The 26,525-nt window shown below is 62.4% G+C and carries 26 protein-coding genes, 2 tRNA genes and 1 pseudogene; 18 read left to right on the top strand and 11 right to left on the bottom strand.

Annotated elements, in window-relative coordinates:
- Window positions 1-201: 201 nt before the first annotated feature.
- The 4 genes from FJ319_06380 to FJ319_06395 are packed head-to-tail and all read left to right on the top strand — an operon-like array spanning window position 202 to window position 4,999.
- On the top strand, window positions 202-1,212 hold the full coding sequence (locus FJ319_06380; GenBank protein ID MBM3933915.1) for a D-2-hydroxyacid dehydrogenase: 1,011 nt from the start codon (window positions 202-204) through the stop codon (window positions 1,210-1,212).
- Window positions 1,213-1,217: 5 nt separating this feature from the next.
- Entirely contained in the window at window positions 1,218-2,513 is a 1,296-nt protein-coding gene (locus FJ319_06385; protein MBM3933916.1) for a M48 family metallopeptidase, read from the top strand.
- Between the two features lie 3 nt (window positions 2,514-2,516).
- A complete protein-coding gene (locus tag FJ319_06390; protein MBM3933917.1) occupies window positions 2,517-2,978 on the top strand; it encodes a four helix bundle protein in 462 nt (153 codons plus the stop codon).
- Window positions 2,975-4,999 (top strand): CocE/NonD family hydrolase, encoded by a 2,025-nt coding sequence (locus tag FJ319_06395; GenBank protein ID MBM3933918.1) that lies wholly within the window; start codon window positions 2,975-2,977, stop codon window positions 4,997-4,999. The genes FJ319_06390 and FJ319_06395 overlap by 4 nt, the downstream gene beginning before the upstream one ends.
- Before the next feature lie 83 nt (window positions 5,000-5,082).
- On the opposite strand, the gene FJ319_06400 is transcribed toward FJ319_06395, so the two are convergent.
- Window positions 5,083-5,155, bottom strand: a tRNA-Arg gene (locus FJ319_06400).
- An 81-nt stretch (window positions 5,156-5,236) separates the two neighbouring features.
- Window positions 5,237-5,308 (bottom strand) — tRNA-Arg (locus FJ319_06405).
- Window positions 5,309-5,397: 89 nt separating this feature from the next.
- On the opposite strand from FJ319_06405, the gene FJ319_06410 reads away from it, so the two are divergent.
- The 3 genes from FJ319_06410 (at window position 5,398) to FJ319_06420 (ending at window position 7,787) form a co-directional block, all read left to right on the top strand.
- Entirely contained in the window at window positions 5,398-5,625 is a 228-nt protein-coding gene (locus tag FJ319_06410; protein ID MBM3933919.1) for a hypothetical protein, read from the top strand.
- Window positions 5,626-5,809: 184 nt separating this feature from the next.
- The gene (locus FJ319_06415; protein MBM3933920.1) at window positions 5,810-6,706 is read left to right on the top strand and encodes a hypothetical protein; all 897 of its coding nucleotides are present in this window, start codon (window positions 5,810-5,812) and stop codon (window positions 6,704-6,706) included.
- A 157-nt stretch (window positions 6,707-6,863) separates the two neighbouring features.
- Window positions 6,864-7,787 carry a PAC2 family protein gene (locus tag FJ319_06420; GenBank protein ID MBM3933921.1) on the top strand — a complete coding sequence of 308 codons (924 nt, stop codon included), beginning with the start codon at window positions 6,864-6,866 and terminating at the stop codon, window positions 7,785-7,787.
- Window positions 7,788-7,793: 6 nt separating this feature from the next.
- Here FJ319_06420 and FJ319_06425 read toward each other — a convergent pair whose 3' ends face one another.
- Genes FJ319_06425 through FJ319_06435 form a run of 3 tightly spaced genes read right to left on the bottom strand, consistent with a single transcriptional unit; the run spans window position 7,794 to window position 10,920 of the window.
- Window positions 7,794-9,371, bottom strand: coding sequence for an NAD(P)H-hydrate dehydratase (locus tag FJ319_06425; protein ID MBM3933922.1), 1,578 nt, complete (start codon window positions 9,369-9,371; stop codon window positions 7,794-7,796).
- Between the two features lie 39 nt (window positions 9,372-9,410).
- Window positions 9,411-9,842 carry a holo-[acyl-carrier-protein] synthase gene (acpS, locus tag FJ319_06430; GenBank protein MBM3933923.1) on the bottom strand — a complete coding sequence of 144 codons (432 nt, stop codon included), beginning with the start codon at window positions 9,840-9,842 and terminating at the stop codon, window positions 9,411-9,413.
- Window positions 9,843-9,891: 49 nt separating this feature from the next.
- Complete coding sequence (locus tag FJ319_06435; GenBank protein MBM3933924.1) at window positions 9,892-10,920, bottom strand: hypothetical protein; 1,029 nt, start codon at window positions 10,918-10,920, stop codon at window positions 9,892-9,894.
- Window positions 10,921-11,119: 199 nt separating this feature from the next.
- Between FJ319_06435 and FJ319_06440 the strand changes: the two genes are divergently transcribed.
- The 6 genes from FJ319_06440 (at window position 11,120) to FJ319_06465 (ending at window position 16,222) form a co-directional block, all read left to right on the top strand.
- Window positions 11,120-11,497 (top strand): FHA domain-containing protein, encoded by a 378-nt coding sequence (locus FJ319_06440; protein MBM3933925.1) that lies wholly within the window; start codon window positions 11,120-11,122, stop codon window positions 11,495-11,497.
- Between the two features lie 68 nt (window positions 11,498-11,565).
- A complete protein-coding gene (locus tag FJ319_06445; GenBank protein ID MBM3933926.1) occupies window positions 11,566-12,795 on the top strand; it encodes a hypothetical protein in 1,230 nt (409 codons plus the stop codon).
- Window positions 12,743-13,279: a secretion system protein E gene (locus FJ319_06450; GenBank protein MBM3933927.1), complete on the top strand. Its 537-nt coding sequence runs from the start codon at window positions 12,743-12,745 to the stop codon at window positions 13,277-13,279. The genes FJ319_06445 and FJ319_06450 overlap by 53 nt, the downstream gene beginning before the upstream one ends.
- Before the next feature lie 19 nt (window positions 13,280-13,298).
- Window positions 13,299-14,132, top strand: a complete 834-nt coding sequence (locus FJ319_06455; protein MBM3933928.1) for a class I SAM-dependent methyltransferase — start codon at window positions 13,299-13,301, stop codon at window positions 14,130-14,132.
- 28 nt (window positions 14,133-14,160) lie between these two features.
- The gene (locus tag FJ319_06460) at window positions 14,161-15,759 is read left to right on the top strand and encodes a D-aminoacylase (GenBank protein ID MBM3933929.1); all 1,599 of its coding nucleotides are present in this window, start codon (window positions 14,161-14,163) and stop codon (window positions 15,757-15,759) included.
- A complete protein-coding gene (locus FJ319_06465; protein MBM3933930.1) occupies window positions 15,671-16,222 on the top strand; it encodes a hypothetical protein in 552 nt (183 codons plus the stop codon). The genes FJ319_06460 and FJ319_06465 overlap by 89 nt, the downstream gene beginning before the upstream one ends.
- A 91-nt stretch (window positions 16,223-16,313) precedes the next feature.
- Here the strand turns inward: FJ319_06465 and FJ319_06470 are convergent.
- The 3 genes and pseudogenes from FJ319_06470 to thyX form a co-directional block, all read right to left on the bottom strand.
- Window positions 16,314-16,679, bottom strand: a pseudogene (locus tag FJ319_06470) (hypothetical protein).
- A complete protein-coding gene (locus tag FJ319_06475) occupies window positions 16,676-16,924 on the bottom strand; it encodes a DUF433 domain-containing protein (protein ID MBM3933931.1) in 249 nt (82 codons plus the stop codon). Before FJ319_06475 ends, FJ319_06470 begins: the two are co-directional and overlap by 4 nt.
- Before the next feature lie 7 nt (window positions 16,925-16,931).
- Window positions 16,932-17,732, bottom strand: a complete 801-nt coding sequence (thyX, locus tag FJ319_06480; protein MBM3933932.1) for an FAD-dependent thymidylate synthase — start codon at window positions 17,730-17,732, stop codon at window positions 16,932-16,934.
- A 211-nt stretch (window positions 17,733-17,943) separates the two neighbouring features.
- Between thyX and FJ319_06485 the strand changes: the two genes are divergently transcribed.
- From FJ319_06485 to FJ319_06500, 4 genes are all read left to right on the top strand, one after another.
- Window positions 17,944-18,417 carry a peptidylprolyl isomerase gene (locus FJ319_06485; protein ID MBM3933933.1) on the top strand — a complete coding sequence of 158 codons (474 nt, stop codon included), beginning with the start codon at window positions 17,944-17,946 and terminating at the stop codon, window positions 18,415-18,417.
- Between the two features lie 69 nt (window positions 18,418-18,486).
- The gene (locus tag FJ319_06490) at window positions 18,487-19,263 is read left to right on the top strand and encodes an SDR family oxidoreductase (GenBank protein ID MBM3933934.1); all 777 of its coding nucleotides are present in this window, start codon (window positions 18,487-18,489) and stop codon (window positions 19,261-19,263) included.
- 51 nt (window positions 19,264-19,314) lie between these two features.
- Entirely contained in the window at window positions 19,315-20,040 is a 726-nt protein-coding gene (locus tag FJ319_06495) for a hypothetical protein (GenBank protein ID MBM3933935.1), read from the top strand.
- Between the two features lie 9 nt (window positions 20,041-20,049).
- On the top strand, window positions 20,050-20,916 hold the full coding sequence (locus tag FJ319_06500; protein ID MBM3933936.1) for an SMP-30/gluconolactonase/LRE family protein: 867 nt from the start codon (window positions 20,050-20,052) through the stop codon (window positions 20,914-20,916).
- Window positions 20,917-20,964: 48 nt separating this feature from the next.
- Here the strand turns inward: FJ319_06500 and FJ319_06505 are convergent, their stop codons facing one another.
- Genes FJ319_06505 through FJ319_06515 form a run of 3 tightly spaced genes read right to left on the bottom strand, consistent with a single transcriptional unit; the run spans window position 20,965 to window position 24,569 of the window.
- The gene (locus FJ319_06505) at window positions 20,965-21,825 is read right to left on the bottom strand and encodes an ABC transporter permease (protein ID MBM3933937.1); all 861 of its coding nucleotides are present in this window, start codon (window positions 21,823-21,825) and stop codon (window positions 20,965-20,967) included.
- Window positions 21,822-22,775, bottom strand: coding sequence for an ABC transporter permease (locus FJ319_06510; protein ID MBM3933938.1), 954 nt, complete (start codon window positions 22,773-22,775; stop codon window positions 21,822-21,824). Before FJ319_06510 ends, FJ319_06505 begins: the two co-directional genes overlap by 4 nt.
- Before the next feature lie 18 nt (window positions 22,776-22,793).
- Complete coding sequence (locus FJ319_06515) at window positions 22,794-24,569, bottom strand: ABC transporter substrate-binding protein (GenBank protein ID MBM3933939.1); 1,776 nt, start codon at window positions 24,567-24,569, stop codon at window positions 22,794-22,796.
- 129 nt (window positions 24,570-24,698) lie between these two features.
- Between FJ319_06515 and FJ319_06520 the strand changes: the two genes are divergently transcribed.
- Complete coding sequence (locus FJ319_06520) at window positions 24,699-26,510, top strand: hypothetical protein (GenBank protein ID MBM3933940.1); 1,812 nt, start codon at window positions 24,699-24,701, stop codon at window positions 26,508-26,510.
- Window positions 26,511-26,525: the final 15 nt, after the last annotated feature.

The raw sequence follows: 26,525 nt of genomic DNA on the forward strand, positions 1-26,525 counted from the left end.
ACACATGTCGCTCGCTGACACCCATCAGCTCAGCGGCCTTACTTGCCTCGCAACGCCCCTCCAGAACAAGGTTCAGTATCTGTGCTCTCTTCGCTTCTCGCTCGGTCAAATGTAGTCCTCTCATGGACTGACATATTCACTGAGCAGTTACCTACTGACAATATCACTGAGCAAAGACACACGTTCGCCATTCCCGTTGACATGCCTGTACCCCAACCTTATACTCCCGCCACTATGGCATTCAATCTGCTGATACTTACCTCCAGCATCAAAGACAAGCGTGAAAAGGACGCGGTCAGGACCTGGCCGGACCAGCTCCGCAAGCGCCTGCCGGACGTTCGCGTCACACTCTGCGAGAGCGTGGAGGAGGCCCACCGCCACATTGGGGAGGTAGATGCTGCGTTCGGGGACATCGTCCCAGAGCTATTCTCAAAGGCGAAGCGGCTCCGCTGGATTCACTCTCCCAGGCAGGGCCAACCGCCGGAATACTACCACAAGGCGCTCGTGGAGAGCCCCGTGCAGGTCACGATACCGCGAGCCATTTTCTCCGACCATATCGCCCACCAGGTACTGGCGTATGTCCTGTCATTCTCCCGTGGGATCCACCACTACGTGAAACAGCAGGCGCTGCACCAGTACGGCCCCAACCACCCGGTGACCTACCTGCCGGACTGCACGGCGCTGATAGTCGGGATGGGCGGCATCGGCGTGGAAACGGCCAGGCTCTGCGTTCCATTCGGTATGCGGGTAATCGGCATCGACGCGCGCCGCACGGACCCTCTCCTCGGCGTTGCCGAGATGCACGGCCCATCCTCGCTGCATTCGCTGCTCCCGCAGGCCGACTTCGTCATCCTAACCGTCCCGCACACGCCGGAGACCGAAAAGATGTTCACGATGCGTGAGTTCAAACTGATGAAGCGGAGCGGGGTCTTCATAAACGTCGGCCGCGGTGCGACGGTGGTGCTGGACGACTTGACGGACGCTCTAAATTCCGGGACGATAGGCGGCGCGGCGCTGGATGTGTACGAGATCGAGCCGTTGCCGGCGGGGCACAGGTTGTGGGACGCGCCCAACACGATTCTCACTCCCCACATGGCGGGCGAGGGGGCGTACATTGACGACCGCCGGCGCGAGGCGTTCTTCGAGAACTGCGCGCGCTTCATCAAGGGCGAGCCGCTGAAGGACGTGGTCGATAAGCGGATGAGGTTTTGAGCGACATGAACATCTTCTTCGTGGTGATACTGGCCGCGCTGATTGCGGAGTTTGTAATAGAGCTTGTGGCGGACTTCCTGAACCTCCGCGCTCTATCGCACGAGCCCCCCGCGGAGCTGAAGGGCGTTTACGACCCGGAGAAGTACCGGAAGTCGCAGGAGTACACGCGCGTAACGACCGGCTTCGGCATCATCACCGCCGGCTTCAGGCTGGCCGTCGTGCTGACCTTCTGGCTGGCCGGAGGGTTCAACGCCCTCGACCAGGCGGTAAGGGACCTCGACCTGCCGGTAATCGTGAACGGCATACTGTTCGTCGGTGTGCTTGCGCTTGCGAGCGGCCTGCTCATGCTCCCATTCGAGGTGTTTCACGCCTTCGTGATAGAAGAGCGGTTCGGATTTAACAAGACCACTCTGAAGACGTTCATCCTGGACCAGGTTAAGGGTGTCGCGCTGATGATCGTCGTCGGCCTACCGGTGCTGGCGGCGGTGCTGGCCTTCTTCGAGTACGGCGGCGACCTGGCCTGGCTGTACTGCTGGGTGGCGGTAACGGCGCTCATTCTGGCGCTCCAATACGTGGCGCCGACGTGGATCATGCCCCTGTTCAACAAGCTCACGCCGCTGCCGGAAGGGGAGCTCCGCACCTCGATACTTGACTATGCGAAGTCCTTCAACTTCACTCTCAACAACATCCTGGTGATGGACGGGTCCAAGCGGTCGACGAAATCGAACGCCTTCTTCACGGGTTTCGGCCGGAACAAGCGGATTGCGTTGTTCGACACGCTGGTCAAGAACCACACAGTGCCCGAGCTTACGGCCGTGCTGGCGCACGAGATAGGCCACTACAAGAAGCGCCACATCGTGCAGGGCACCGTCATCGGCATCCTCCACCTTGGCGCGCTTCTATTCCTTTTCTCCCTGTTCCTGAGCTCACAGGGCCTGCACGACGCTTTCTTTATGGACGAAAAGTCCGTGTACGCCGGCATCGTATTCTTCGGCCTGCTCTTCACTCCGATTGAGATGGTGCTCTCCCCAATCATGCACTGGCTCTCCCGCCGAAACGAGTACGAAGCCGACCGGTGGTCCGTGGACACCTACGGCAAGCCGCAGGAGATGGCCGAGGCGCTTAAGAAGCTATCGTCGGACAACCTCTCCAATTTGTCTCCGCACCCGATGTACGTCTTCCTGCACTACACGCATCCGCCGCTGCTCCAGCGCGTGCGAGCGATTGAGAGGGCGGGCAGTCAGCAGTCAGCAGTCGGCAGTCGGCCAAACGAAGACGGTGGCACGAGGCGCCAGGGATAACGTATGGCAGTCGCGAGCTACAGAGAACTCCGTGTGTGGCAGGGCGGGATTGACCTTGTAAAGGACATCTACCGCATAACCAGGGCGTTCCCAGCTACTGAAACCTACGCGCTGTCGAACCAGATGCAGCGGGCGGCCGTTTCAATTCCATCAAACATCGCCGAGGGATATGCTCGAAGGCGAGACAAGGAATACTCCCATTTCCTGAGTATCGCACAGGGTTCCCTGGCAGAACTCGACACACAGTTGGAAATCGCCAGGCAACTTGGGAACCTGGCCTGGGACGAGCATGAAAAATGCGTGAGGCGCTCGTCGCATTGGGAAAGCAAATATATGCTCTCAGGCAAGCTCTGGCTCGTGAAGGGTCTGCGGCCCACAGACCGGAAGGTTAATTCCGGGCTGCATTCTCCATTCTGGCCGACTGCTGACTGCCGACTGCTGACTGCCTCCGAGGAGCTCCGTTGACCGACTACTACGGCCCCCACAAAGTCCGCTTCGTCAAGAACGTGCTCATCCCCATGCGCGACGGCGTGAGGCTCGCCATGGACATGCACATGCCGGAGGGCGACGGCCCCTACCCGCTGGTGTTCGTGTACCAGCCTTACCGGAAAGACGACCAGACGCCGTTCACCGGGCCGATGCATTATTTTGCCACGCACGGCATCATTGGCGCGTTCATCGATTGCCGGGGATCCGGCGCCAGCGAGGGCATGAACGACGACGAGTACCGGCCTATTGAGCTGCAGGACGGCTATGACGCGATTGAGTGGATAGCAGCCCAGCCATGGAGCAACGGCAAGGTGGGCATGATGGGCGTTTCCTACAGCGGCTTCACCTGCGTGCAGGTGGCCGCCCTCCAGCCGCCGCACCTGGCGGCGATTGTGCCGATCATGTTCACGGACGACCGGTACACGGACGATTGCCACTACCGCGGCGGCGCGATGCGCTGCTACTACGACATTGGCGCGTACGGCGCATCGATGATCGGCATGAACTCCATGCCGCCGTACCCCGAGTACAGCGGGGCGGACTGGGCGCGGCTGTGGGAACAGCACCTGGCGGACAACGCGCCGTACATCCTCACGTGGTTGGCGAACCAGACTGACGGGCCGTACTGGCGTCCCGGCAGCGTGCGAGGGCGCTACGGGGATATCAAGGCGGCCGCGCTGATGATAGGCGGATGGCGGGACGGGTACTGCAACGCCCCGCTGCGATTTTCCGCCAACATGTCAGCACCGAACAGGGTGGTCCTGGGCCCCTGGAACCATTCCGGCCCCAGGACTGAAACGCCGGGACCCGCGGCGGACCATTGGCCGGAGGCGCTACGGTGGTTCAGGCACTGGCTGATGGGCGAGGCAAACGGGGCGATGGACGGGCCGAAGGTGGCCGTGTACGTGCAGGCGTATGACGAGCCGCGCCCAATGCGGACCGCGACCAGCGGATACTGGCGAGCGGAGCCATCGTTCCCTGTGCCGGGTGCCCGTACAAAGACCCTGTGGCTCTCACCGGGCGTACTGTCGGAAGATGTCCCGGCCAAGGCCGCGACTCGCTTCGAGGAGTACAGGTACCGGCCGACGGTCGGGATTGCAGGTGGCCTCTGGAGCGCAGGCGTACCCTACGGCCTTCCAACGGACCAGCGGGCCGACGAGGCATACTCCCTCACCTATACCACCGCTCCGCTTTCCCAGCCACTGGAGATCATCGGCATGCCGCGGGCGGTCATACACGCGGATTCCACCGCGCCGGTGATGGCGTTTGTGGCGCGCCTATGTGACGTTGCGCCGGACGGCACAAGCGCCCTCGTGACGATTGGGGTGCTTAACGGCACCCGCCGCACTTCGCTGGAGCGGCCGGAGGCCATGACTCCCGGCGAGGTTTACGAGCTCTTCGTAGACCTGGATGCTACCGCGTGGCGGTTCGACAAGGGGCACAGGTTACGGCTTTCCATCAGCAGCGCGGACTTTCCCAATCTCTGGCCTACGCCGTACGACGGGATAAATCGGCTGTACATGGGCGCGCTCCGGCCCTCCCGGTTAGATTTGCCGGCCGTGCCGTTGCGAAATGGCGCAGGCGACGCGCTGCCGGGCAACGAGTTCGATCTCTTTGTGCCTCCCACTGCCAATACCTGGTACCAGGGCGAGCCTGACAACCCGCCATGGCAGATAGTCCACGACCTTCTCAACGATCGTACGGGGCTGAAGCTCGACTTTGTGTCAACGTACAGGGGCGGAAAGTCGATGGTGGCGACTCGGACATCGAAGCTGACGGTGTGGGCGAGCAACCGCGACCCGTCGGACGTATCGGCGGTGGGCCAGCACCTGCGGACCATAAAGCGGCTGGACGGTGTGATGAACATCGATACCAGCGCCAACCTTACAAGTACGGTGGACAGCTTCCATCTTTCGATCCAGCTGAACGTGAAGGTTAACGGGATGCTGCACCACCAGGCGCGATGGGCCAGGAGCTACCCGAGGGCACTGCTGTAGACTAGCTGGGGCTTGAAGTGTCAGGAAAAAGGGAAGCCCTTCCGGAATTGCCGGGAAGGGCTTTATTGTGGGGTTCTTGAGAGTGCCCCCGCCCGGAATCGAACCGGGGCACACGGTTTAGGAAACCGCTGCTCTATCCGACTGAGCTACGGGGGCATGCGGGACCATTCAATTCTAGCCTATGCTGCGGCCCATGGCCAGACAGGCGGCGGCGTGGCGGGGCGCTGGAAACGGGAGTGCCCCCGGCGGGACTCGAACCCACGCTCCCGGCTCCGGAGGCCGGTGCTCTATCCGCTGAGCTACGGGGGCAACTACACAAATATAGCAGGATGGCACGCCCCTTCACAAGCCGAGTGCGCCTGGCCACGGTAATACTAAGGTAATACTGGGAATTCAGAATGGGCCTCATCACGGTGCCGCGAGTGACGAGGCTGGGCGGAAATGCATCCATTATTTTAGCCCGCAAGCAAGCTAAAGTATTGGATATTTTCATTTTCATCGACGTAATGCTTCCTGAGGTCGTTCGTCACGTTTTGCTCGCTTTCCACCAGGAACCTTCTCCGGCTGCCGAAACGGCGATGGCGGCGGTCGGACATCGCCGTAAGAAGGCCATTCAGGGGGGTTGACAACGGTATATGGCCTGAATATGATAAGGGCCGCTGTGGCGGGCAAGCCCTGAGTAGTCCGGCACCGGAGGGCGGTAGGGGCGGCCTGAAATCGTGCGGCCTAGTTCTCCCGCGGTAGTTCCAAATCACTGGAAATTTTAGGATAGGGGGCCAAATGAGAAAGCATTTTGCTTCGCGTGGCATCATGTTAGTGATGCTTATTTCGGTGTTTTCCTTCCTGCTTCTGATCGCGTGCGCCGGCCCTACCGGCAAGCCCGGTCTGCCTGGAAACCCTGGTAATCCCGGTCCCGCTGGCCCTCCGGGCCCCGCGGGTCCTCCGGGCCTTCCCGGTCTCCCCGGCAATCCCGGTAACCCCGGTGAGCCTGGTCACCCCGGCGAGCCCGGCCTCCCTGGTCCCACCGGTCCTTCGGGTCCTGCGGGCGTATCGCCCGAGGCCGCTCTTGCAACGTCGCCCAGCGGCATTGTATGGCTGAACCAGCCCTTGACGGTCTGGGGCTCCGGCTTCCAGCCGTTTGAGCCGGTCCAGGTCTACTTCAACCTGGGCGCCAGCAACGAGCCTAGCCTCGGCTTCACCGAGGCAAATGCGGGCGGCGCGTTCTCACTGACCGTTTCGCCGCTCGGCGCGCTGACCGGTGTGGCGAAAGCAGCCAACAAGGCAGCGCTTCTGGCCGCGCCTGTGGTAACGCTGAAGGCCCGAGGCGTTGACGGCACAATGGCCAGCACGCCGGTCAAAGTTGTCGAGACGATGCCCGTTCCTGTGGTCAGGCCCCCGGCGGCTGAGGCTCCTCTGGGCGCGAGCCTGGTGGCGGGCACCGTAGGCCAGGGCCAGACGATCACCCTGTCCGGCGCGGGCTTCCTGCCGCAGGAGAATGTTAACCTGTTCATGATCACCGGCGTGTCCGGCACGGCCAATGCTCCGGTCCGCGCGAGCATCGGCAGCACGGTAGCCAACAACATGGGCGCGTTCCAGATCACGATCACGGTCGCGGCCAACCGCGCAGTGGGTCTGTACACAGTCGAGGCCATCGGCCTTGATCTGTCGAAGTCTTCCGCCCCGCTGATCGTCGTCGCCCCGAAGTAGTCGAAGTCGGTACATCTGAATAGCAAACCGGTTATATAAGCCGGAGAAAGAGACCCCCTCGCGACGCTGAGGGGGTCTCTTTTTTTCCCCCGCCCACCCGCTGTCCCTATGCTAAAATCGTAAGGCCCCCTGAAATCCACACGGTGAATCACCCCGCATGAAGATCGGCGCATTTGAAATAGCAGAACCAGTCCCCGAGCTCAAGAATACCTGCGCAATCGCCATGCTGCGCCCGTGGGTGGACGTTGGACGCGTGGGCACGCTCGCCCTCAACAAGGTGGAGCGGCACCTGGGCGCCCGGGAGCTTGGCCGCCTGGCCCGGCCCGGCGTATTCTTGGACTTTACGCGTGAGCGCCCCAGGATTCGCATTGTGGAAAACCGGCGCATGCTGATCACGCCCAACAGCATCGTCCAGTATGCAAAGTTCGATAATTACAATCGCGACTTCCTCTTCCTCCACCTGCGTGAGCCGCACATGATGGGGGAGGACTACTGTGACGCTATTGTTGAGCTGCTGAAGTTCTTCAACGTGACGGAGTACTGCCGAATCGGTGGAATGTACGACTCGGTCCCGCACACGCGTCGCCTTCTCGTAACCGGCACACTGAGCGGGGAAAAGCTTCGCAAGGCAGGGCACCTCGTATCGCCCCGGTTAAACGCCTACCAGGGCCCAACGAGCATAGTTAACCTGGTGACTGAGGCTATGGCCGCTGCGAACGTGGAGACGACGAGCATCATGGTGCACATCCCTCAGTATGTACAGCTGGATGAGGACCACATGGGGGCCTACCGGCTCATCCAGGTCCTGGCTGCCATTTACGACCTTCCGGAATCGCTCGCGGACCCGGAGATGGGTAAGAGGCAGTACGACGGCATAGAGCTGGCGGTGGACAGTAATCCTGATGTGAAGGCCCTTGTGCAACAGCTCGAGGTGGAGTTCGACAAGGTCCAGGCAAGCCGGGACCCTGAGAGAAAACCTGCCCTGTCTGCCGATATGGAGAAGTTCCTGCAGGAAATGGCGGAGCGATTGGAGAACAAGACCAACAACCCTTCCGAGCCGCCCGAAGAGCACGGCCAGTAGGGCCGGTCAGGGCCGCACGAAGGGGCGGTTGGCCTTGAGGTCTCGGATGGCACGCGGCAGCGCCGGGAGAAGGTCTCCGGCGAGCATCCCCGCATCACCGATCTCCGCAGACGCTATCTCCCCTGCCAGCCCGTGCAGATATACGCCAAGCGCCGCGGCCTTTTCGGGGCTCAGCCCCTGGGCAAGTAGCCCGGCGATGGCCCCCGCCAGCACATCCCCGGTGCCTGCAGTGGCCATTGCAGGATTGGCGAACGGGCTGAGCATGGCCTGCCCCGTCGGGTACGCAACTACGGTATACGCCCCCTTGAGGACCACGATCTTGTTCCACTTCACCGCGGCCTCGATGGCAACGTTGGTGCGGTGAGTCTCCACCTCTCTGACCGTGCTGTTCAGGAGCCGCGCCATCTCCCCGGGATGTGGCGTCACTATGGCATCGTCGTTCAGGCGCTCCCACCATTGCTCGCCGCTCAAGCCGGCAAGGAAGTTGAGGCCGTCTGCGTCCACAACGGTCGGCGGAAGCTCCCGGTAGCTGCGCAGCATGTCCTCAATGAGCCGCACTGCGCTGGCAGACCGCCCCAGTCCGCATCCTATGAGCAGGGAGTCATATCCTTCAACGTTCGCCAGGATAGTCCCTGAGGCATTCTGCGCCGGCTCCCCCGGCGGGTCCTCAGGCAACGGCACGTACGTCGCCTCCGTCGCCTTTGCCGCGACCGCGGCCTGGATGCCCTGCGGCACCGCCAATGTCACCAGCCCCGCCCCTACCCTGCCCGCGCCTGCAGCGGCCAGGTAGGCCGCGCCGATGTAATTGACGGAGCCCGCCACGATGAACGCCCTGCCGAAAGTTCCCTTGTGGCTGAAGAGGGGCCTGGGCGGGAGAGCGGCGGCGGCCCATTTGCGGGTCATAAGCTCCAGCGGGATTTCGCTGTCCAGATCAGCCGGCGTGCCGATGTCCACAGCCTCGATCCTGCCGGCGTATTCTGCGCCCGGGGGCATGTAGAGTCCGATCTTGGGATACCCAAGTGTAACGGTAACATCGGCCACGACGCCTGCCGGGTCCACCTCCCCAGTGTCGGCGTCAAGCCCGGTTGGCAGGTCGAGCGCGACGATGCGCAGGTCCGGACGGTCCAGCTTTTCGGCCATGAGACGCGAAATTATCTCTTTGAGAGGGCCGTCTATGGCCCGGGACCTGCCGATTCCGAGGATGGCATCCAGCACCATATGCGCAGTATGCAGGCTCTCATCCAGCAGCACCAGCCCATCCTTTGTGAAAGCGTTGTGCACAGGCACATTGGCTTTGAGGAGACCAGACACCAGCGGATCGTGCGGTTTGCGGGGGAGGCAGAGAAAGACGGTCGGCCGGGCGCCCCATTCGTTCAGGTGCCGCGCCGCAACGAGCCCATCCCCGCCGTTGTTCCCGGGCCCAACGAGCACGGTAAGGGGCGCTTTCTTTACAAGTCCAAGATGGTCCCACACGCGGCGGGCAACGGCCAGGCCGGCGTTCTCCATAAGTGTTTGCGTGGAGATACCGGCTTTTTCGGAGCGGTTTTCCAGGTCCCGCATCTGGGCGGAGGTTACGATTTTCATACTGGTAATTTCAGCATACGCCTGTGGACGGCGTTCGCGCTATATGGCCGGAGGGGGAGGCGCATCCGCGCCGGCGCGGGTGGGCCTGAAAGGTACGAGGTTGCCGTGAAGGCTGTTACCGACGACGGTGGCGATGGCAGTGTCTTTAGAGTGGGAGAGGGAGACGGAGATATCGCTGAGGCCGATGCGCTCGGCGCGGGCGAGAGCGGTCCCGTGCAGCTTGATCGTGGGGGCCTTGCCGCACTCCCGGACAACCTCGATGTCCTTCCACCTGATTCCCCGGGTGCCTGTGCCCAGGAGCTTCATGACGGCTTCCTTGGCGGCAAACCGACTGGCAAGCTGCGGCGCACGTCCTCGGCAATAGGCAATCTCGGCATCCGTGTAGATGCGCTTCAGGAAGCGGTCGCCGTACTCGGCAGTAACTCTGCCAACTCGCTCTATCTCGATGATATCCACTCCATTGACTAGCATCCCTGCCCCCTGTGCGCTTGCGTCTAATGGAATGATATCAGTTTAAATGTCACCAGGAAGGGCTCGTGTCATTGGCGCTGTTGTTCGTGAGCCGCCGCTGTCCGGAGCCGTCTTCATTCATGACGAATATCTCGGCATCGCCGTCCAGGTAGGACGCAAAGGCAATCTGCTTGCCGCTGGGAGACCAGTCCGGCTGGTCGTCACGGGCCTCGTTATAGGTGAGGCGGGTCTGGGCCAGGTCAACCACGTTGAGAATGTAGATTTCTGCGTTTCCGTCCCTCTCCGACACGAAGACCAGCTCTTTGCTGGAGGGGGACCACGAGAGGCCGTACTCCGGGGCCGGGGTGCTGGTCACGCGTGTCTCCTGGTCTCCAGCAGCATCTACCAGGTAGATCTCCGGGTTGCCGTCGCGATCGGAGATGAAGGCGATGCGCTTGCCGTCGGGCGACCACACTGCGCTGTGGTCAGGGGTCTGCGTGCGGCGGAACTCGTTGACGCCGTCAGGGTTGCGGACATACAGACCCATTTGTGGGCCGGACTTGACTGAGAACACGATCGAGTCTCCGGCCGGAGACCAGTCGCCAATATCGTCGCCCGGCACTTGCGTCAGCAGAGTTGAGACGCCGCCGCCGGAGCTCACCAGGTACGGCACGGGCGTCCCGGCATCGATGGCAATATACGCCAGCCTGTTGCTGTTAGGGGCCCAGCGGTGGCCCGTATACTCGATAGGGCCGGCGACAAGGGCGCCGCGCCCTTCACCGTCCGTTCGCATGACCTCGATGGCGGTGTTGCCGCCTTCCATGGTCCGGAACGCGATCGCCTTCCCATCTGGAGAGACGCGGGGGTCGAACTCGCGGCGAGGGCTGTTAGTAAGGTTCGTTTCCTTGCCGTCAGAAGCGCGGATGGCGTATATTTCCTCGTTGCCGTCCCGGTCGGACACGAAGGCAATCGGCGCGGCGGAGGACTGGCACGCCGCGAGCGCCAAAGCCGGAAAAATCGCCGCACCCAGGAGCAGCCTGCCTGCCCTGTTCGGCCTGTTGGACACAGAGCTCTTGTGCCGTCGCCGCATGTCACCCATCCTGCATTGCCCTCAGATTCGCATACCTGTTGACATACAATACGAAACGGGAACGCGTACTTCAAGAAAGATTAGGTGGATATTCCTGCGGAATCAATGGTATTGCCCCAGCGGAGAGAGTTGCTTGACACCCCCCGTCAGGCCGTATATATCATTGGCCTCACTCCCTTGACCAGCGGCGCGAAACGGCACCAGTCCTATGCCACCCGAGGGGAGCGAGGTACCAATGCTTCTCCCCGCGATGCTCCTTGTGAAGGGCGGACCCAGTAACGGCGCAATCATTCCATTGCCGCCGGGCCAGTCCATTATGGGTCGCGCGCCCCAATGCGCAGTGATGTGGGACGATGCATCCGTATCCAGGCAGCATGCCTCCATCAGGACCGATTCCCACGGCTACACAATTACCGATCTCGGCAGCATGAACGGCACATTCGTAAACGGCAAGTCCATTGAAAAGGAGTCTCGCCGGCTCCGTCACATGGACCGCATCCAGCTGGGCGGCGCCGGCTCCGTCGTAACGTGGGTGTTCATGGAATCGCAGGCGACCGTCTCGCTTCCCAGTATCCAGGGGGCATAGCGGTCAGACCCTAGACCACGAGGACGGTTGGCTGTAACCTGTTACCGAGAGTCCACTTCGAGGCGCACATGGTCCGGAGAAGCGGCGCGGCGTTTGAGGAGCGTGTTGGACGCATCCTCATCGACGCGGGTTACGTAACTCAAGAGCAGATCAAGAAGGTCCGGCAGGTCTCAGAAAGCTCCAGCGACGGCCTCCTCGATACCCTTGTCTATCTCAAAGTCATCCCTGCAGACGCGCTCGCCACGGTCCTTACGGACAGGCTCAGGATACCTGTCGTCGACCTCAAAAGCGTCCAGGTGGACCCGAACGCGATTCGGACCGTCCCCGAAGAGATCGCCCGCGATCACGAAGTGCTGCCGATCGGCTTCGACCCCGACGGCTCGTTGCGGTTGGCCACCGCCACGCCCAACGACTTCCAGGTAGCTACGCGCATATCCTCGATCACCGGCCACCAGACCAGGTTCGTTCTCGCACTGGGTGGGCGACTTTCGGAGCTTATCGACCGCACGTACGCGTCCGGTTCAGTGCGCAGCGGCCATCCCGGCGCGAACGGCGCACCAGCCTCGCCGGCGGCCAACGCTCCTGCCGCCCTGGCGCTCTCCGGTGAAAACATTGCCGAAATGCAGGCTGTGCAGGCAGTGGAGACGATCACGCTCCAGGCCGTAAAGCGGCGCGCATCGGACGTGCACCTGGTGCCCACGGCGGATTCAGCGAAAGTCCTCTTTCGGTTGGACGGCGTGCTTCAGAAGGTGCTCAGCCTGCCCCTCCGCCTCCACGAGTCCATGATCTCCCGGATCAAGGTCCTTTCGGATATGGATATTTCCGAATCGCGGCGGCCGCAGGACGGCAGCTTTTCACTCCGCTTCGGCGAGAGGCGCGTAGACTTCAGGGTCTCCGCCGTAGGTATCACCTGGGGCGAGATGATGGTCATACGCATACTGGACCGCACGGGCGGACTCATGGGGCTGGAAGACCTGGGGCTGGATGCGAGCCCGCTCAAGACCTGGCGCCAGCTTCTGTCCTTGCCGTTCGGCATGCTCCTCGTATCCGGGCCTACCGGCTCGGGAAAGACGACAACCCTTTACTCGGCCGTGATGGAGCTGGTGGGCGACCGCGGCAACATCATGACCGTCGAAGACCCCGTAGAGTACCGTATCGAGGATATCCACCAGATAGAGGTGAACCGCGCGGCAGGGATCGACTTCCCCACCGGCCTCCGCTCCATCATGCGCCCGGGACCCGGACATTATCCTCGTGGGCGAGATCCGGGACGCGGAGACTGCGAAGACGGCCGTTGACGCGGCGCTCACGGGCCACCTGGTCCTCGCATCCATCCACAGCAACGACGCGTCGTCGTCCTTCGTGCGCCTGCTGGACATGGGCATTGAGCCGTACATGGCCGCCACCGCAGTAGCGGGGACGCTGGCGCAGCGCCTGGTCAGGAAGGTGTGCGGCTACTGCAAAGAGCCTGCCGCCGTTACCGAGGCAGAGGCATTTGCATACGAGGCGGAAATGCAGGAGCCTGCCACGCAGCTAGTAGCAGGCAAGGGATGCAACTTTTGCGGCTACCCCGGGTTTTCCGGACGCACAGGGGTTTTTGAGGTGCTCGCGGTGAGCCAGACGACCCGCAGGCTGGTAGCGGCGGGCTCCAGCGGCCAGGCCATCAGGGAACAGGCCCTGAGAGACGGGATGGTCCCCTTGCGCCGCGCGGGAATGCTCAAGTGCAAGGACGGTGTCACAGCCGCCAGCGAAGTGTTAAGGCGCGTCTATTTCGTGGACTAGCCTGCCGCCGAGGGAAACCATGCCGCTCAGTCATAGCGCAATCCACGACTACCTGGAGAGCCGGACGCCGATAGCAGACTTGCCGGTGGACTGGGAGCAGACGGGCTACACATCTGATGAGTTCAACCGATGGGCAGCCTCCCTTGAGTTCCCCGGATGGGATGGCGACATCGCCACCGAAGAAGAGGTCCAGGTCATCACGGCAATCCTCAATGCGGAGCCGGGAGACTACCTGCTGGATGTGGCTTGCGGGTACGGCCGTCACGCCCTTCCGCTTGCGGAAGGGTACGGCCTGCTTGTTACGGGCACGGACATTTCCGACGGCCTGATTACGAACGCCCGGCGCAGGGCCGTCCGCCGGGGCATCGACATCGAATATGAAGTCGGAGATGCCCGGGACATCCCCTGGGTAGACCAGTTCCAGCACGCAATGGTTGCGTTCAACTCGTTTTCTCTCTTTTCGCCGCAAGACGCCCCCCTTGTGCTCGGGCGAATTCGCAGGGCGCTCCGCCGCAACGGGCGGCTGTTCATGGACCTGGACAACAAGTCTTACAGCGTCAACCAGGTGACACACAGGAAGAACTGGTCCCTCTCGCCCCAGGGCCTGACACTCCAGGAGATCTACCTTCACGAGAAAAGGTCCGTCGAGGTCCTGCGCGACCTTCACTTCCCGGCGAGGGAAGACAGAGTGCGTGAGTTCCTGGCGTTCAAGCAGCTCTACTCCATAGAGGAGTTGACCTCACTTCTGCTAAAATGCGGCTTCAAGGCGGAGCAGGTGTACGGCGGTTGGGACCTCACTCCCCTCTCCAGACTGCGGCCGAAGATACTGCTGGTTGCAACCCGGCAGGACTGAGCAACGAAAGTGACTTAAGGAGACTCCATTGGGATTCGATACGATCATCCGGAATGGGACGATTATCGACGGCTCCAAGCAGCCGCGGTTCAAGGCGGACGTGGGCATAACAGGCGGCAGGATCGAAGCGATCGGCGACCTTGGCAAGGCGGAGGCGAAGCGCGTCATTGACGCGAAAGGGATGATTGTCGTCCCGGGCTTCATCGACATGCATTCGCACTCGGACCGGACGATCATCGACGACCCCGGCGGTGAGAGCAAGGTCCATCAGGGAGTGACAACGGACGTCGTCGGCAACTGCTCTTACTCCCCGTTCCCCGTCCCTCCGGGCGGCCCTCTGGGCGGCTACAAGTTCCAGACGACGAACGTAGAGTGGGGCTGGTCTGACCTGGCAGGGTGGGCGAAGATGATCGAGGAGAAGGGCGTCTCCATGAACATCGCCCCTCAAGCGGGCCACGCTGCCGTCCGCGCAGCCGCAGGCCTTCTGGACAATCGCCCTCCCACGCCTGACGAGATGGCGAATATGCGCAGGCTCACCGCCGAGGCCGTTGAGCAGGGTGCCTTCGCATTCACAACGGGCCTCACGCTGCCTCCCGGCAGCTACGCCACAACGGATGAGATCGTGTCGATCGTAGAGGCGATCAAGCCGTACGATGGCGCCTTCTACGCCACGCACGCGCGCCTCTGGGCAAATAACCACGTCGGCGCCGTCAAGGAAGCGGTAGAGGTAGGCAGGCGCACGGGCGTGCCCGTCCAGTACTCGCACATGGCGATCATAGACAGCCGCGTCTACGGCCAGGGCGAGACGATGACCGACCCCATTGAGCGGGCGCACGACCGCGGCATGGACGTTACGTACGACATGTACCCCTACACCGCCGCCGGCTCGCACCTGGCGCAGCTAATACCGGACTGGGTGCAGGAAGGCGGCGTGGTGAAGATGCTGGAGCGCCTCCGCACGCCGGCGATCAGGAAGAAGGCCATAGAGGACACGAGGAAGGGCTGGTTCAAGGGCCTCCCGTGGGAGTTTGACTCGATTGTCATCGCGTCCGTCTCCTCCGAGAAGTTCCATAGCATTGTGGGCAAGAGCGTTGCCCAGATTGCCAAGGAGCGCAAGGCCGACCCTCACGAGACTTACCTGACGCTTATCGACGAGAACGACAACAATGTGGGCGCCGTGTTTCACAACCGCGTGGAGGGCGACGTGCGCTACTTCATGGGCCACCCGCTCGCGATGATCGGCTCAGACGGCAGCGCCATCTCCCCCAGCGGGAAGTACAGCAAGGACAAGCCGCACCCCAGGTTCTACGGCACATATCCGCGCATACTCGGACGCTATATTCGGCAGAAGCCGTCCGTGATGACGCTGGAAGAGGCCATCTACAAGATGACGGCCTTCCCTGCAAAGCGAATGCGCTTCAAGGACCGTGGCGTGATCAAAATCGGCTACATTGCAGATATCACTATCTTCAACCCGGACACGGTCATAGACAACGCAACGTTCGACAATCCGCACCAGCTGCCCACCGGCGTGCCTCATGTGCTGGTCGGCGGAGAGCCGGTTGTTTCCAACGGCAAGCACACGGGCGCCCGGCCGGGCAAGGTGCTCAGGAGAGGTTCTTCCTAAAACTACCGCTATGAAAGTCAAACTGAAAAAGATAGTTGGCACGCTGGACGCCATGAAGGACCAGCAAACGGCTTACCTCCACAAAGTGACTGGAGAGGTGCTGACGTTTGACGAAAGTGTCCTGGAGTCCGCAAAGAACGGTGCCCAGGAAGGGGAAGGCGCCGGGTCCGAAGCTGTCAAGCGCGCCGCAGATGTGCTAAAGGACGCCGAGACTTTCGCGCGCCTGCCGCTGAAAGGGGACATCCATGAGTACAGGCTCATGTCCACCTTTGCGGACTCAATCACCAACAAGTCTGTAGCCAGCATGGTGAAGCTGTCCATAACGGGCAAGGGCGCGTTCCGCCGGTTCAAGGATGTGCTGCGCCGCTACGGCATGACCGAGCAATGGAACGAGTACAAGGAGCCGGCGATCGCAAAGGTTGCGCGGCGCTGGTGCGAGAGAAACGGCATCGAGTACGAGTAGCGGCTAACGCGCCCGCTCCAAAGGAAATCCGACACTCGAAACATGACCGGGCCTATCACACTGTGATGCCCGGTCTGATTCTGATACTGGTTCAGTCCAGACTCTGATGTATCCGGATTCTGCCGGTTTCCACAATCCACAGGGCACTGCCGATTGGTTTGCCCTTAAGCTCCTCGAGAAGATTCGTCACCATTCTCTCGAGTAAAGGGACTGTAGGATTGCGAGGCACTCTGATGACTGCAATGCCTTCAGTGTCCTCAGGCGGGAAGCGGGTTACGTCGGAGAAGTCCAGGTCCAGAGTTATGAGGCATCTTCGTTAGGCTATGCAAACGTCGTAGATAGACCTGTCCACATTGCCCGAAAGACCCTCATCTCGCACGGTATGTACGTCGTGGCCGTACCGCTCGAAGATACGCTGAGTGCGGGTGCCGAAGTTCTCATCAAGCTTGAACCTCACCCTGCCGCCTCAGTTGGGATATCGACGTACCGTTCACGCGAAATCTCCGCGCCGTATGCGATTGCGGCCCTGACGTCCTCCTCCGAGAGTTGAGGATACTCTTCAAGAATTTCCAGGATGGTCATACCCGCAGCAAGGAAGTCCAACAAAAGTGACACCCATATCCTGGTGCCCTTAATACAGGGCTTCCCGAAGCAAATATTCGGGTCGACCGATATTCTTTTTAGCAGCGGGTTTCGTTCCATGCCCTTACTATACCTTGTGGTACTTCGCGATTGCCACTTTCGTGCCGTCCGGCAGGCCCTCTACCGTGAAGTCCCCGAACAGCAGCGGCGCTTCTTTCTGAAGCAGGTCCAGCACCAGCAGGGCTAGGCGGCGGATCTCCCAGTCCGCGTAGGCAGCGCCGCGCATCTCTATGAAGTGGCGCCACGCCCGCACGTTGGCAGTAACGAAAATCTTCGTTTCAGTGGCGTTCGGCAGCACGGCGCGTGCCGCCTGCCTGATCGCCTTGCGGCGGTCGGTCGGATGCGGGAAAGCGTCCTTCGGCAGGCTCCTGTCCAGCGCGGCCACAAGGTCCTTGTAGCTGGCGGACGCGGCGTCCATCGCGCGCTCCAGTATTGCGCGCGCATCCTCCGTGCCCGGGCGGTCCGGCAGGAGCGCAGGCGGCACGACGAAAGAGCTGCTGTCCTCGTCCACATACCGCTGCGAGCGCTGACTGTACGCAAAGCCTGCGCGGTGACGCACCAGCTCATGCGTGAGCGCGCGAGACACCCCGGTGAAGACGAAGCCGTAGTTCACGTGCTCGAATACTGAGCCGTCCCCCTTCGCGAGCAAGTTCGTCACGAAGTCGGAGATGTCCTTGCGGCCCTTACCGAAGCTCATGTAGCACATCCTCGCAGAGACCTCGATCACTGCTGCGGACTCATCCTGCCCTGCCCTGATGCTGTCCGGAATGCCGGGCAGGGTCTCCTCTTCCAGGAACGCCGCAACCTGCTCCCAATCAATTGATGTGCGGGAGACCAGAAACACCTTGGGCTCGGTCAGGAGTGTCATTCGAAATTCCTTCAGGTTAATGGCCAATAGGTTAACATCCGGACACAGGACGCGTCACCGGTGACGGCACACTCCCCTTCTGTCGCCGCAGCATTCTATCTGGTATGCGCCGCAAATGTTATAGTTACTGCGGTGTCAGCTAACCGAAAGGGGGAGACTCGTGGCGAAACTAATAGCAATGGCTATGCTGGCCATCATGGCGCTGGCCTTGATGGGCTGCAAATCTTCAGGGCCCGAGGCGACCGCGACGCCCGCTGCAAAAGTGGCCAAGGCAGGCGACACGGTGGTCGTGCACTACACCGGCAAGCTTGTCGACGGGACCGTCTTCGACTCTTCCGGGGACAGCGACCCCATAACGTTCACCATCGGCGAGGGTAGAGTAATCCCGGGGTTCGAAAACGGGGTAATCGGAATGAAGGCCGGGGATGCAAAGACGCTGAATATCCCTGTGGCGGAGGCGTACGGAGAGTGGTCCGACCGGCTCGTTTTTGAAGTCGACAGGAGCGAGATACCGCAGGACATGGCGCCGGAGGTCGGTATGCAGCTTCAGGGAGACATGGCGGATGGGAGTGTAGGGATCTTCACCATCGTGAAGGTGGCGACTTCCACTGTAACCCTGGATGCGAACCATGAGCTCGCGGGCAAGGACCTGATCTTCGACGTTCGCCTCGTAAGCATCAACTAGTTCCCTGTAAGACTTTGACGGGCGCGAACACCTCACGCTGCCCGTAATCCCTGCGTTCCGGAGGACTCAATGGACCTTGGAATTTCGGGCAAGGTTGCCCTGGTAACCGGCGGCAGCCGCGGGCTGGGCCGCCAGTGCGCGCTTTCTCTTGCCGGCGAGGGCGTGAAAGTGGCCATCTGCGGGAGGACCCGGGAGACGCTCGATAAGACCGTCGCCGAGCTCAAGGCAAAGGGCGTGGAGGCGATCGGCGTTCAGGCTGACATCTCGAGCGAAGCGGACGCCGCGCCGCTGCACGATGCCGTTGTGAGCCGGCTCGGGCCAATTGACATCCTCGTGAACAACGTGGGCGGCAGCAAGAACAGGTCGGACATCGCCGGCACGTCGCTGGGGGACCTCAAGGCCACCTTCGATCTCAATGTGTATGGCGGTTACGAGCTAATGAGGCTCGTCATCCCGCACATGAAGTCCCAGAAGTGGGGCCGGATCATTAACATCTCCTCCATCTGGGGTAGGGAGCACGGCGGCAATGTTGGCTACATGTCCGCCAAGGCGGCGGTGATCGCGATGACCAAGCACGCCGGTCTCAGCCTGGCGAAAGACGGCATCACCGTCAACACGATTGCGCCGGGCTCCATCGACTTCCCCGGCGGCGGCTGGGAGCGCTACCGGAAGAGCAATCCGCCGGAGGTTGTGCAGGACTTTGTAAAGACCAACCTCCCGATGGGCCGCTTCGGCTGGCCTGAGCCCGTGGGGGACATGACGGCCTTCCTGGCCTCTACGAGGGCAGACCTGATAACGGGCGCGTGCATCCCTGTGGACGGCGGGCAGGGCCACACGATGATCTGACGCCGATCGACGGATAACACTTATTGAACACAAATCACGACGGAGTCTTGAATGCCGTTTTGCTGGCATTGCGGTAAAAGAACGGACGATAAGGACATTACCTGCGCGGCGTGCGGGAAGCAGCAGCCCGTTGTGCAGCAGACCGAGCCCGCTCAGGGGCAGGAAAACAAGCCCCCGACTGCGGCCGCCCAGGCGCGCGCCGGCGAAATGCCTGTGGTCATCCCGGTTGGCCGGGTGGCGATCATGGGCGTGCTGGGATCGGGCATCTACATGATCTTCTGGATGTATCTGACCTGGAAGCACTACCGGGACCATACGGGTGAGAAAGCCTATCCCGTGTGGCACGCCCTATCCATCCTGGTTCCCATATATGGCCTTTTCCGGGCGCATGCCCACATCAAGGCCTACAAGGCCCTGATGGATAATAACAACATCCCCAACAGCCTCAGCCCCATGCTGATGGTGCTGGTGCTGGTAATCATCAACATCCTCGCGACCGTGGTCCTCCCGCTCACGTTCAATCCCGAGACTCTGCGACCGCTGGACGAGCTTTCGAAGGATGCATCTCTCACCGTCTTCATACTCACTGCCATTCAGATCGCGATAACGACTGCTATTCTTGCTTCCGTGCAGGCCGACATCAACAAGTACTGGGAATCGCTGAAGAAAGCGACGGTCTCCAGGGCCCGGTTCAGCACCCTCGATATCGTGATTGCTGTATTCGGCCTGTGGGACCTCATCTGGACCCTTGGGCTCCTGGCCGCACTGGGAGAGTAAGGCGCGACCATGGCTGACATGCTAGACGAGGTCCTGGAATCGAGGGACGCGGAGCTTCTCACGACGGGCCTGAAGTTCACCGAAGGGCCGGTCTGGCACCCTGATGGCTACCTGTACTTCACGAACCACCCCGAGATCTGGCGGCTTGACCCCAAGACCAAAGAGCGATTCCCGGTGGCCCACAACAGCACGGGCGGCAACGGGATGACCCTGGACCTGCACGGCAGGCTTGTGGTGTGCGAGCCCTGGGGGCGTCGGGTCTACCGGCTTGAGGAGGACGGCTCGCGCACTCCCCTTGCCGTCACCTGGCGCGGTCTGCGACTGAACAAGCCAAACGACGTAATCTTCCGGTCGGACGGGACGATGTACTTCACGGACATGGGGTACTGGCCATACACGGTCGGCGTCGCCAACCCGGAAATACGGGCGAACCACATCTTCGGCGTGACGCCGGACGGCGAGGTATTCGCCGCCGCACCGTACGAATACCCCAACGGCCTCGCCCTTTCCCCTGACGAGCGTACCCTTTACGTCGCCAACACACGCTACTACAAGCATGTCGGAGCGTTCGATGTTCTGGCTGACGGCTCGCTGGCCAACACCCGCGTGTTCGCCGAGCTAGGGGAGCTCGAAAAGCCGGGAGTCCCGGACGGGCTGAAGGTGGACATGGAAGGCAACGTCTACTGCACAGGGCCGGGCGGCATGTGGGTCTTCGACGACAGCGGCGCGCATTTGGGCACGGTCATCCTCCCCGAGCTTCCCGCCAACATGGGTTGGGGAGACGACGATAACCGCTCCATGTACGTCTGCGCGCGCACTTCTGTATACCGGCTCAGGATGAAAGTGCCGGGCACAAAGTTGCCGCGGGCCAAGTAGCAGGACGGGTCTGACGAGCAGGACATGTCGGACTGGTCGGCCGGAGAGCTACAAATCGCGGTCGCCGCCCCTGGGGTCAAAGATGTCCCGGAGGGCGTCCCCGAGCATTGCGGTGGATAGCACCACAGCGCTAAGGGCGAGGCCGGGGAAGATCGTCGCCCAGGGGGCGACCTCAAAGTAGCGACGGGCGCCCTCGTTCAGCATTCGGCCCCAGGATGGATACGGCGGAGGGATGCCCAGTCCAAGGAAGCTGAGCGAAGTTTCCAGCACGATCGCCGCGCCGAAGAAGCCGGTGACCTGGGCGAGAATGATTGGGAGGCCGTTGGGGAGCACATGGCGCCCCACAACCCGCAGGGGGCTTGCTCCTATCGCCCTGGCAGCCTCGATGTACCCTTCTTGCCGCAACGCGAGTGTCGTCGCCCTTGCCAGCCTCGCCACCTGCGGGGCGAGCGCGATTGCGGCAGCGCCCGCGCTGCTGACCACGGCGGCCCCCAGGGACGTGCGCTCGGGACCCAGCGCAACCAGGATAACCATCGCAAGGACGAGCGGGGGGAACCCAAGGAACACGTCCACGACGCGCTGGACGAGCATGTCCACTTTGCCTCCGATGTACCCGGACGCCGCCCCCACCACGGTCCCGCCGACAGCCGCCAGGCCCACGCCGAGGAACCCCACGACCAGCGACACCCGAGCGCCGTGGACAACCCTGCTGAAGATGTCCCTTCCGAAACCGTCCGTTCCGAAGAGGTGATCTCCTCCGGGGGCGAGAAGGCGGCGGGCGGCATCCTGCTCAAGCGGGCCGTGCGCGGCAACAATATCCGCCAGAAGCGCGACGGCGACAAACACCGCCAGCACGGCAAGCGATGCCGCAGCCACCGGCCTCCTGGTTACCAGCGCGATGGCCCTCATGCCGTGTGGGATATCCTGGGATCAAAATATGCGTAGAGAACGTCCACCACCAGGCTGACGATCAGGGAAATGAAGACCAGTAGCGAGGCGAGGGCCAGTACCACGGGGTAGTCGCGCGCAAGGCCCGCCTGGACAAGCCCCCTGCCGATTCCCGGGAGGCCGAAGACCGTTTCGAGCACCAGCGCGCCGCTGAGAAGCCGCCCGAATTGCAGGCCGAAGACCGTCAGGCTGGGGACCATGGCGTTCCGCAGAGCGTGCCGGAGGACCACGTTGCGCTCGGTCAGCCCCTTCGCCCTGGCTGAAGTGATGAAGGTCTGGCTGAACGCCGATATCATGCCCGCGCGCGTCACCCGGATGATGTGCGCGCTATACTCCCAGGAAAGTATCACGGCAGGCCACACCATGATGAGCGCGTGTCGCCATGGGTCCGTCCACGGAGCAGCGTAGATGATGGGCGGCGACCATTGGAACACGAGCAGGAGCCCGAGGAGTATGAAGAGGGCCACCAGCAGGTCGGGCATCGCCATGCTGGCGAGCGTAAGAAGTCGAACGAGGTAGTCAGGCCATCTGTTTCGCCGGACCGCCGCCATCACGCCCAGTGGAAACGACACGAGCATGGACAACACCACTGTGTAAATGGCCAGAAGGAGGGTCGTCGGAAGCTGCCGGGCGATTATTGACCTGACGGGCTCCCGCGTTTCTAGAGAGCGGCCGCCGGGTTCGCCGCTGACGACGCTGAGCAGCCACCGCCGGTACTGCTCGTACAGCGGCCTGTCCAGGCCAAGCTCCTCGCGTAGCGCCTCCTGGATGCGCGGGGTCGCAGGAGCGTCTCCCGCTATGACGTGAACAACGTCTCCAGGCAGCGCCATCAGCGCCAGGAACACGAGGGCGGAAGCCAGCAGCAGCGAGAGCGGGACGAGTGCCGCCCGCCAGGCAATGTACCTAGCCACGACCGCCCGCCGGTGCCGTCATTTCGCCAGCCAGACGGTCGAGAAGTCGGTGTTGGCGTGGCCGTCAAACATCGGAATGGCCAGCCCGCGCACGTAAGACCGGTAGGCCACCTCGTCGACGGACTCGGCGATGGGGATTACGTAGGTTTGCTCAAAGAACAGGTACCGTTCAATGTCGCGCCACCGGGCAATGCGCTCCTCGGGGCTTGCGGCGTCGTTCAGGCGCGCGTACAGGGCGTCCACACTGGCGTCCTCGTGCTTCGTGAAGGCATCCGGGTTAATGCTGTAACGGCCGTAGACCGAGACTGTGGCCTCGGGAATAGAAGGAGGCGTCAGGCGGCCCTGCTCGGAATCGAAGTCCAGCGTCAGGCGGGCGGCGTTCCACTCCGCCTCGTCCAGCATTTGCAGGGTGAGGTCTATACCGAGCCCGGCAAGCTGGTCCTTGAGATATTCGCACGGGGCGGGATTGAGCGCGCGGCAGAGGTGGCCCATTCTGAATCCGCCCGCGTAACCTGCCTCCGCCATCAGCATGGTGGCCTCTGCGCGACGCGATTCCAGCGGCGCCTGGTCGAAGCCCGGCCAATTAACGAAGTCGCGGCGAATCTCCCCGTCGCCCGCGGTCGTTTCCAGTGAGGTCCAACCGAACGGCAGTGCAGCGGGGATTGCGGCCGGCTTGTCTATCCACAGCGCAATCGCGCGCCGGATGCGGGAGTCCTGCCACGGACCAGTCTTGAGGACGTTGAACGCCAGGCGGAATGTGCCTCCCTCGATCCTGGCAAACACAACGTCATCGCCCAGGTCCTTCACGTAGCCTTGCTTGCGCTCGGGAGAGAGGTAGTGGCCCTGCCCACGCGCGCCGCCGTCCAGCCGGCCGCTACGGAATGCGATGTCCATCGCCAGCGGCTCGGTCATGACAACGTAGTCGATCCCGTCCAGGTACGGCAACGGGCCTTCCGGAGATGTCTCGAAGTACCTATCGAAGCGCCGTACCTGCACGATCGTCCCCGGTTCGTACTTCTCCAGGGCGAATGGACCGAGACCAACCAGGCCGACGTCCAGGGGGCTCAAGCTCACCTCGCCGGCGTCGATTCGCGGCTGCATTAGGTGGCGAGGGTGTGCGATCTTGAACCTCGGGTTGGCGAGCGACTCGACAAAGTGGCGGTTTGGCGCGGCGAACACGACGCGCAGCCTGTCAGGTCCGGGCGCTTCGACCCGCTCAATCTCTCCAAGCTCCGCCTTGAAATACGCGGGGGCGCGGACCTTCTCCCCTGCCCTGGCCCCGAAATACGCGAGGTCAAGCCAGAACTTCGCGTCGGCCGCGGTGAACGGCGTGCCGTCGTGCCAGAAGACACCGGGGCGGATGTCGAACGACCACTCCGTGAAGTCGGTGTTGTGCGACCATGAGGCCGCCAGGTAAGCGCACACCTGCGAGGCATCCTCGCGGCACCGCATCACAAGGTTGCCCGGGCCGAAGAGGGCACCTCCGACGTGGTGTAGAGCGATGCTGCTCGTGCGGAGGGAGTCGAAGCCGGCGGGAGGGTCGCCCCTGTTGGCGAGGACGAGGGTGCCGCCGTACCTCACGGGCGATGCGGCAGCGCCTGTGGCAACGGGCGTGGCAGAAAGCGCGGAGGCATCTCGGCCGCAGGAGGCTGAAAGCAGGGCGAGCGCCGCGAGAGCAAAAGGGACTAGCAGCCTGGCGGCCACGCGTGGACCAACAACGTTCGGCAACCGGGCTCCTCCTGCTTCGCTCGGCTGTATGATGCCCCTGCCCGCAATGCGTGTCAAGGGAGACATGATCCGCGCGCTGCCTCCAGTCCCAAAACTGGGGTATAATCACCACCATCTTGCCGCCAGGAGGTCCCATATGCCCATTCGCAAGAACAGCCACCTCGCATCCATGCGCGCCGGTAAGCCATCGTCCAGATGTACTTCCCCTCGGAGATCTTTGTTGAGCTGCTTGGCCTGGCCGGGGTGGATGTGGTCATGTTCGATGGCGAGCACGGGATATTCTCACCCGGCGAGTTGGACAGCATGTGCCGCATCGCCGAGGCGCACGGGATGTCTACAATCGCCCGGGTGCCGGATATTGGGTACGGCACCATCCAGACGTACCTGGACCGCGGCGTTCAGCGGATACTGGGCCCGGACATCCAGAACAAGGCGGACGCGCAGCAGCTTGTGAACGCCTGCCGCTACCCTCCCATCGGCAGGCGCGGCACGGGCGGCGCTCCGAGGGCGATAGGCTATGCGGACGTTGGCACGGCGGACATGCTCAACCAGCTCAACTCCGAGATATTCGTTTGCGCCTTCCTGGAGAGCGTCGAGGCGGAAAAGAACCTCGAAGAGATTATGTCCGTCCCGGGGATAGACGGCTACTATGTGGGCCCGGCGGACTACTCACTGTCTATCGGCGTCACGGGCCAGCTCACGCACCCCAAGGTGAAGGAGTTCTCCGACCGCGTGAAGAAGGCTGCGGAGTCGCGAGGAAAATATACTTCGGCAAGGACCTCATATCCGTGGAGCGCGCCACCAACATGGTGCTCAACAGCGCGAAGGACCTGGTGGCACGGAACAGGGCAAGGCCAGGCTAAGGAGGGCGACACCGTGAAAGTACTTGTACTGGGCGCGGGGTTCGGCGGGCTGGAGCTGACGGCGACGCTGTCGGAAGCACTCGGCAAGAAGCTGGACCTGACTCTGATTGACCGCGAAGACTCGTTTGTATTCGGCTTCTCCAAGCTGGAGATAATGTTCGGCCGCGCGGCCCCGGCGGAGGCGCGCCACCCGTACCGGACGCTGGTAAAGCCTGGGGTGCGCTTTGTACAGGCTGGCGTGCGGTCCTTCGACCCGGCAGCGCGGCGCGTGGAGACGGACCGCGGCGCGTTCGAGGGCGACGTGCTCGTCGTGGCGCTAGGGGCGGAGGTGGACCCCGCCGCCACGCCGGGCCTCGTTGAAGGCGGCCACGAGTTTTACTCCGTCGCCGGCGCAACGGCCCTTCGCAACGTCCTGCCGAAGTTCGAGCGAGGCCATGCCGTAATCGGCGTCACTTCCACTCCGTTCAAGTGCCCTCCCGCGCCCAGCGAGGCGGCGTTCCTGCTGCACGACTATCTCACTGCCAACGGCCGACGTTCAAATACGAAGATATCGGTGGTGATGCCGTTCGGCGTCCCCGTGCCGCCTTCACCCGCGGCATCAAAGGCTATTCTGGCCGGTTTTGCGGAGAGGGGTATCGAGTTCGTTCCCGGAAAGCTGGTGAGCTCGCTGGACCCATTGAGAAAGGTCGCCACGTTCAAGGACGGCGGAGAGATTCCATACGACCTTTTCCTTGGAATACCCGTGCACAGGGTCCCGCGGGCGGTCTTCGATGCCGGGCTGACTGTGAATGGGTGGGTGCCGGTCAATCCGAAGAACCTCGAAACGAAATTCCCGAGCGTTTACGCCGTGGGCGACGTGACGAGCGTGGGAACGCCGAAAGCAGGCGTCTTCGCCGAAGGCGCGGCGCGCGTGGTTGCCCAGTCGATCATTTCGAAGGTTAGCGGCGGGCCGGGGCCGGAGGAGTACAAAGGCCAGGGCTCTTGCTATGTGGAATTCGGCAAAGGGACGGTGGGCCGCGTGGATGTGGACTTCCTCAGCGGCCCTTCGCCGACAGGGACATTCCAGTCGCCGTCCGAGGCGACGCGCGCGGAGAAGCGCGTGTTCCGCGAGAGCCGCCTTTCGCGATGGCTAGGGAGGGCGTGACGGGGACAACCGGTC

It is taken from the genome of SAR202 cluster bacterium (assembly GCA_016872355.1).
Lineage (GTDB): Bacteria > Chloroflexota > Dehalococcoidia > Lucifugimonadales > VGZY01 > VGZY01.

Bases quoted from the DNA above. Each gene is read 5' to 3' on its own strand.
- FJ319_06380 (MBM3933915.1), top strand. From the start codon at position 202: ATGCCTGTACCCCAACCTTATACTCCCGCCACTATGGCATTCAATCTG.
- FJ319_06385 (MBM3933916.1), top strand. From the start codon at position 1,218: ATGAACATCTTCTTCGTGGTGATACTGGCCGCGCTGATTGCGGAGTTT.
- FJ319_06390 (MBM3933917.1), top strand. From the start codon at position 2,517: ATGGCAGTCGCGAGCTACAGAGAACTCCGTGTGTGGCAGGGCGGGATT.
- FJ319_06410 (MBM3933919.1), top strand. From the start codon at position 5,398: ATGGGCCTCATCACGGTGCCGCGAGTGACGAGGCTGGGCGGAAATGCA.
- FJ319_06415 (MBM3933920.1), top strand. From the start codon at position 5,810: ATGTTAGTGATGCTTATTTCGGTGTTTTCCTTCCTGCTTCTGATCGCG.
- FJ319_06420 (MBM3933921.1), top strand. From the start codon at position 6,864: ATGAAGATCGGCGCATTTGAAATAGCAGAACCAGTCCCCGAGCTCAAG.
- FJ319_06425 (MBM3933922.1), bottom strand. From the start codon at position 9,371: ATGAAAATCGTAACCTCCGCCCAGATGCGGGACCTGGAAAACCGCTCC.
- acpS (MBM3933923.1), bottom strand. From the start codon at position 9,842: ATGCTAGTCAATGGAGTGGATATCATCGAGATAGAGCGAGTTGGCAGA.
- FJ319_06435 (MBM3933924.1), bottom strand. From the start codon at position 10,920: ATGGGTGACATGCGGCGACGGCACAAGAGCTCTGTGTCCAACAGGCCG.
- FJ319_06440 (MBM3933925.1), top strand. From the start codon at position 11,120: ATGCCACCCGAGGGGAGCGAGGTACCAATGCTTCTCCCCGCGATGCTC.
- FJ319_06445 (MBM3933926.1), top strand. From the start codon at position 11,566: ATGGTCCGGAGAAGCGGCGCGGCGTTTGAGGAGCGTGTTGGACGCATC.
- FJ319_06455 (MBM3933928.1), top strand. From the start codon at position 13,299: ATGCCGCTCAGTCATAGCGCAATCCACGACTACCTGGAGAGCCGGACG.
- FJ319_06465 (MBM3933930.1), top strand. From the start codon at position 15,671: ATGTGCTGGTCGGCGGAGAGCCGGTTGTTTCCAACGGCAAGCACACGG.
- FJ319_06475 (MBM3933931.1), bottom strand. From the start codon at position 16,924: ATGGAACGAAACCCGCTGCTAAAAAGAATATCGGTCGACCCGAATATT.
- thyX (MBM3933932.1), bottom strand. From the start codon at position 17,732: ATGACACTCCTGACCGAGCCCAAGGTGTTTCTGGTCTCCCGCACATCA.
- FJ319_06485 (MBM3933933.1), top strand. From the start codon at position 17,944: ATGGGCTGCAAATCTTCAGGGCCCGAGGCGACCGCGACGCCCGCTGCA.
- FJ319_06490 (MBM3933934.1), top strand. From the start codon at position 18,487: ATGGACCTTGGAATTTCGGGCAAGGTTGCCCTGGTAACCGGCGGCAGC.
- FJ319_06495 (MBM3933935.1), top strand. From the start codon at position 19,315: ATGCCGTTTTGCTGGCATTGCGGTAAAAGAACGGACGATAAGGACATT.
- FJ319_06500 (MBM3933936.1), top strand. From the start codon at position 20,050: ATGGCTGACATGCTAGACGAGGTCCTGGAATCGAGGGACGCGGAGCTT.
- FJ319_06505 (MBM3933937.1), bottom strand. From the start codon at position 21,825: ATGAGGGCCATCGCGCTGGTAACCAGGAGGCCGGTGGCTGCGGCATCG.
- FJ319_06515 (MBM3933939.1), bottom strand. From the start codon at position 24,569: ATGTCTCCCTTGACACGCATTGCGGGCAGGGGCATCATACAGCCGAGC.
- FJ319_06520 (MBM3933940.1), top strand. From the start codon at position 24,699: ATGTACTTCCCCTCGGAGATCTTTGTTGAGCTGCTTGGCCTGGCCGGG.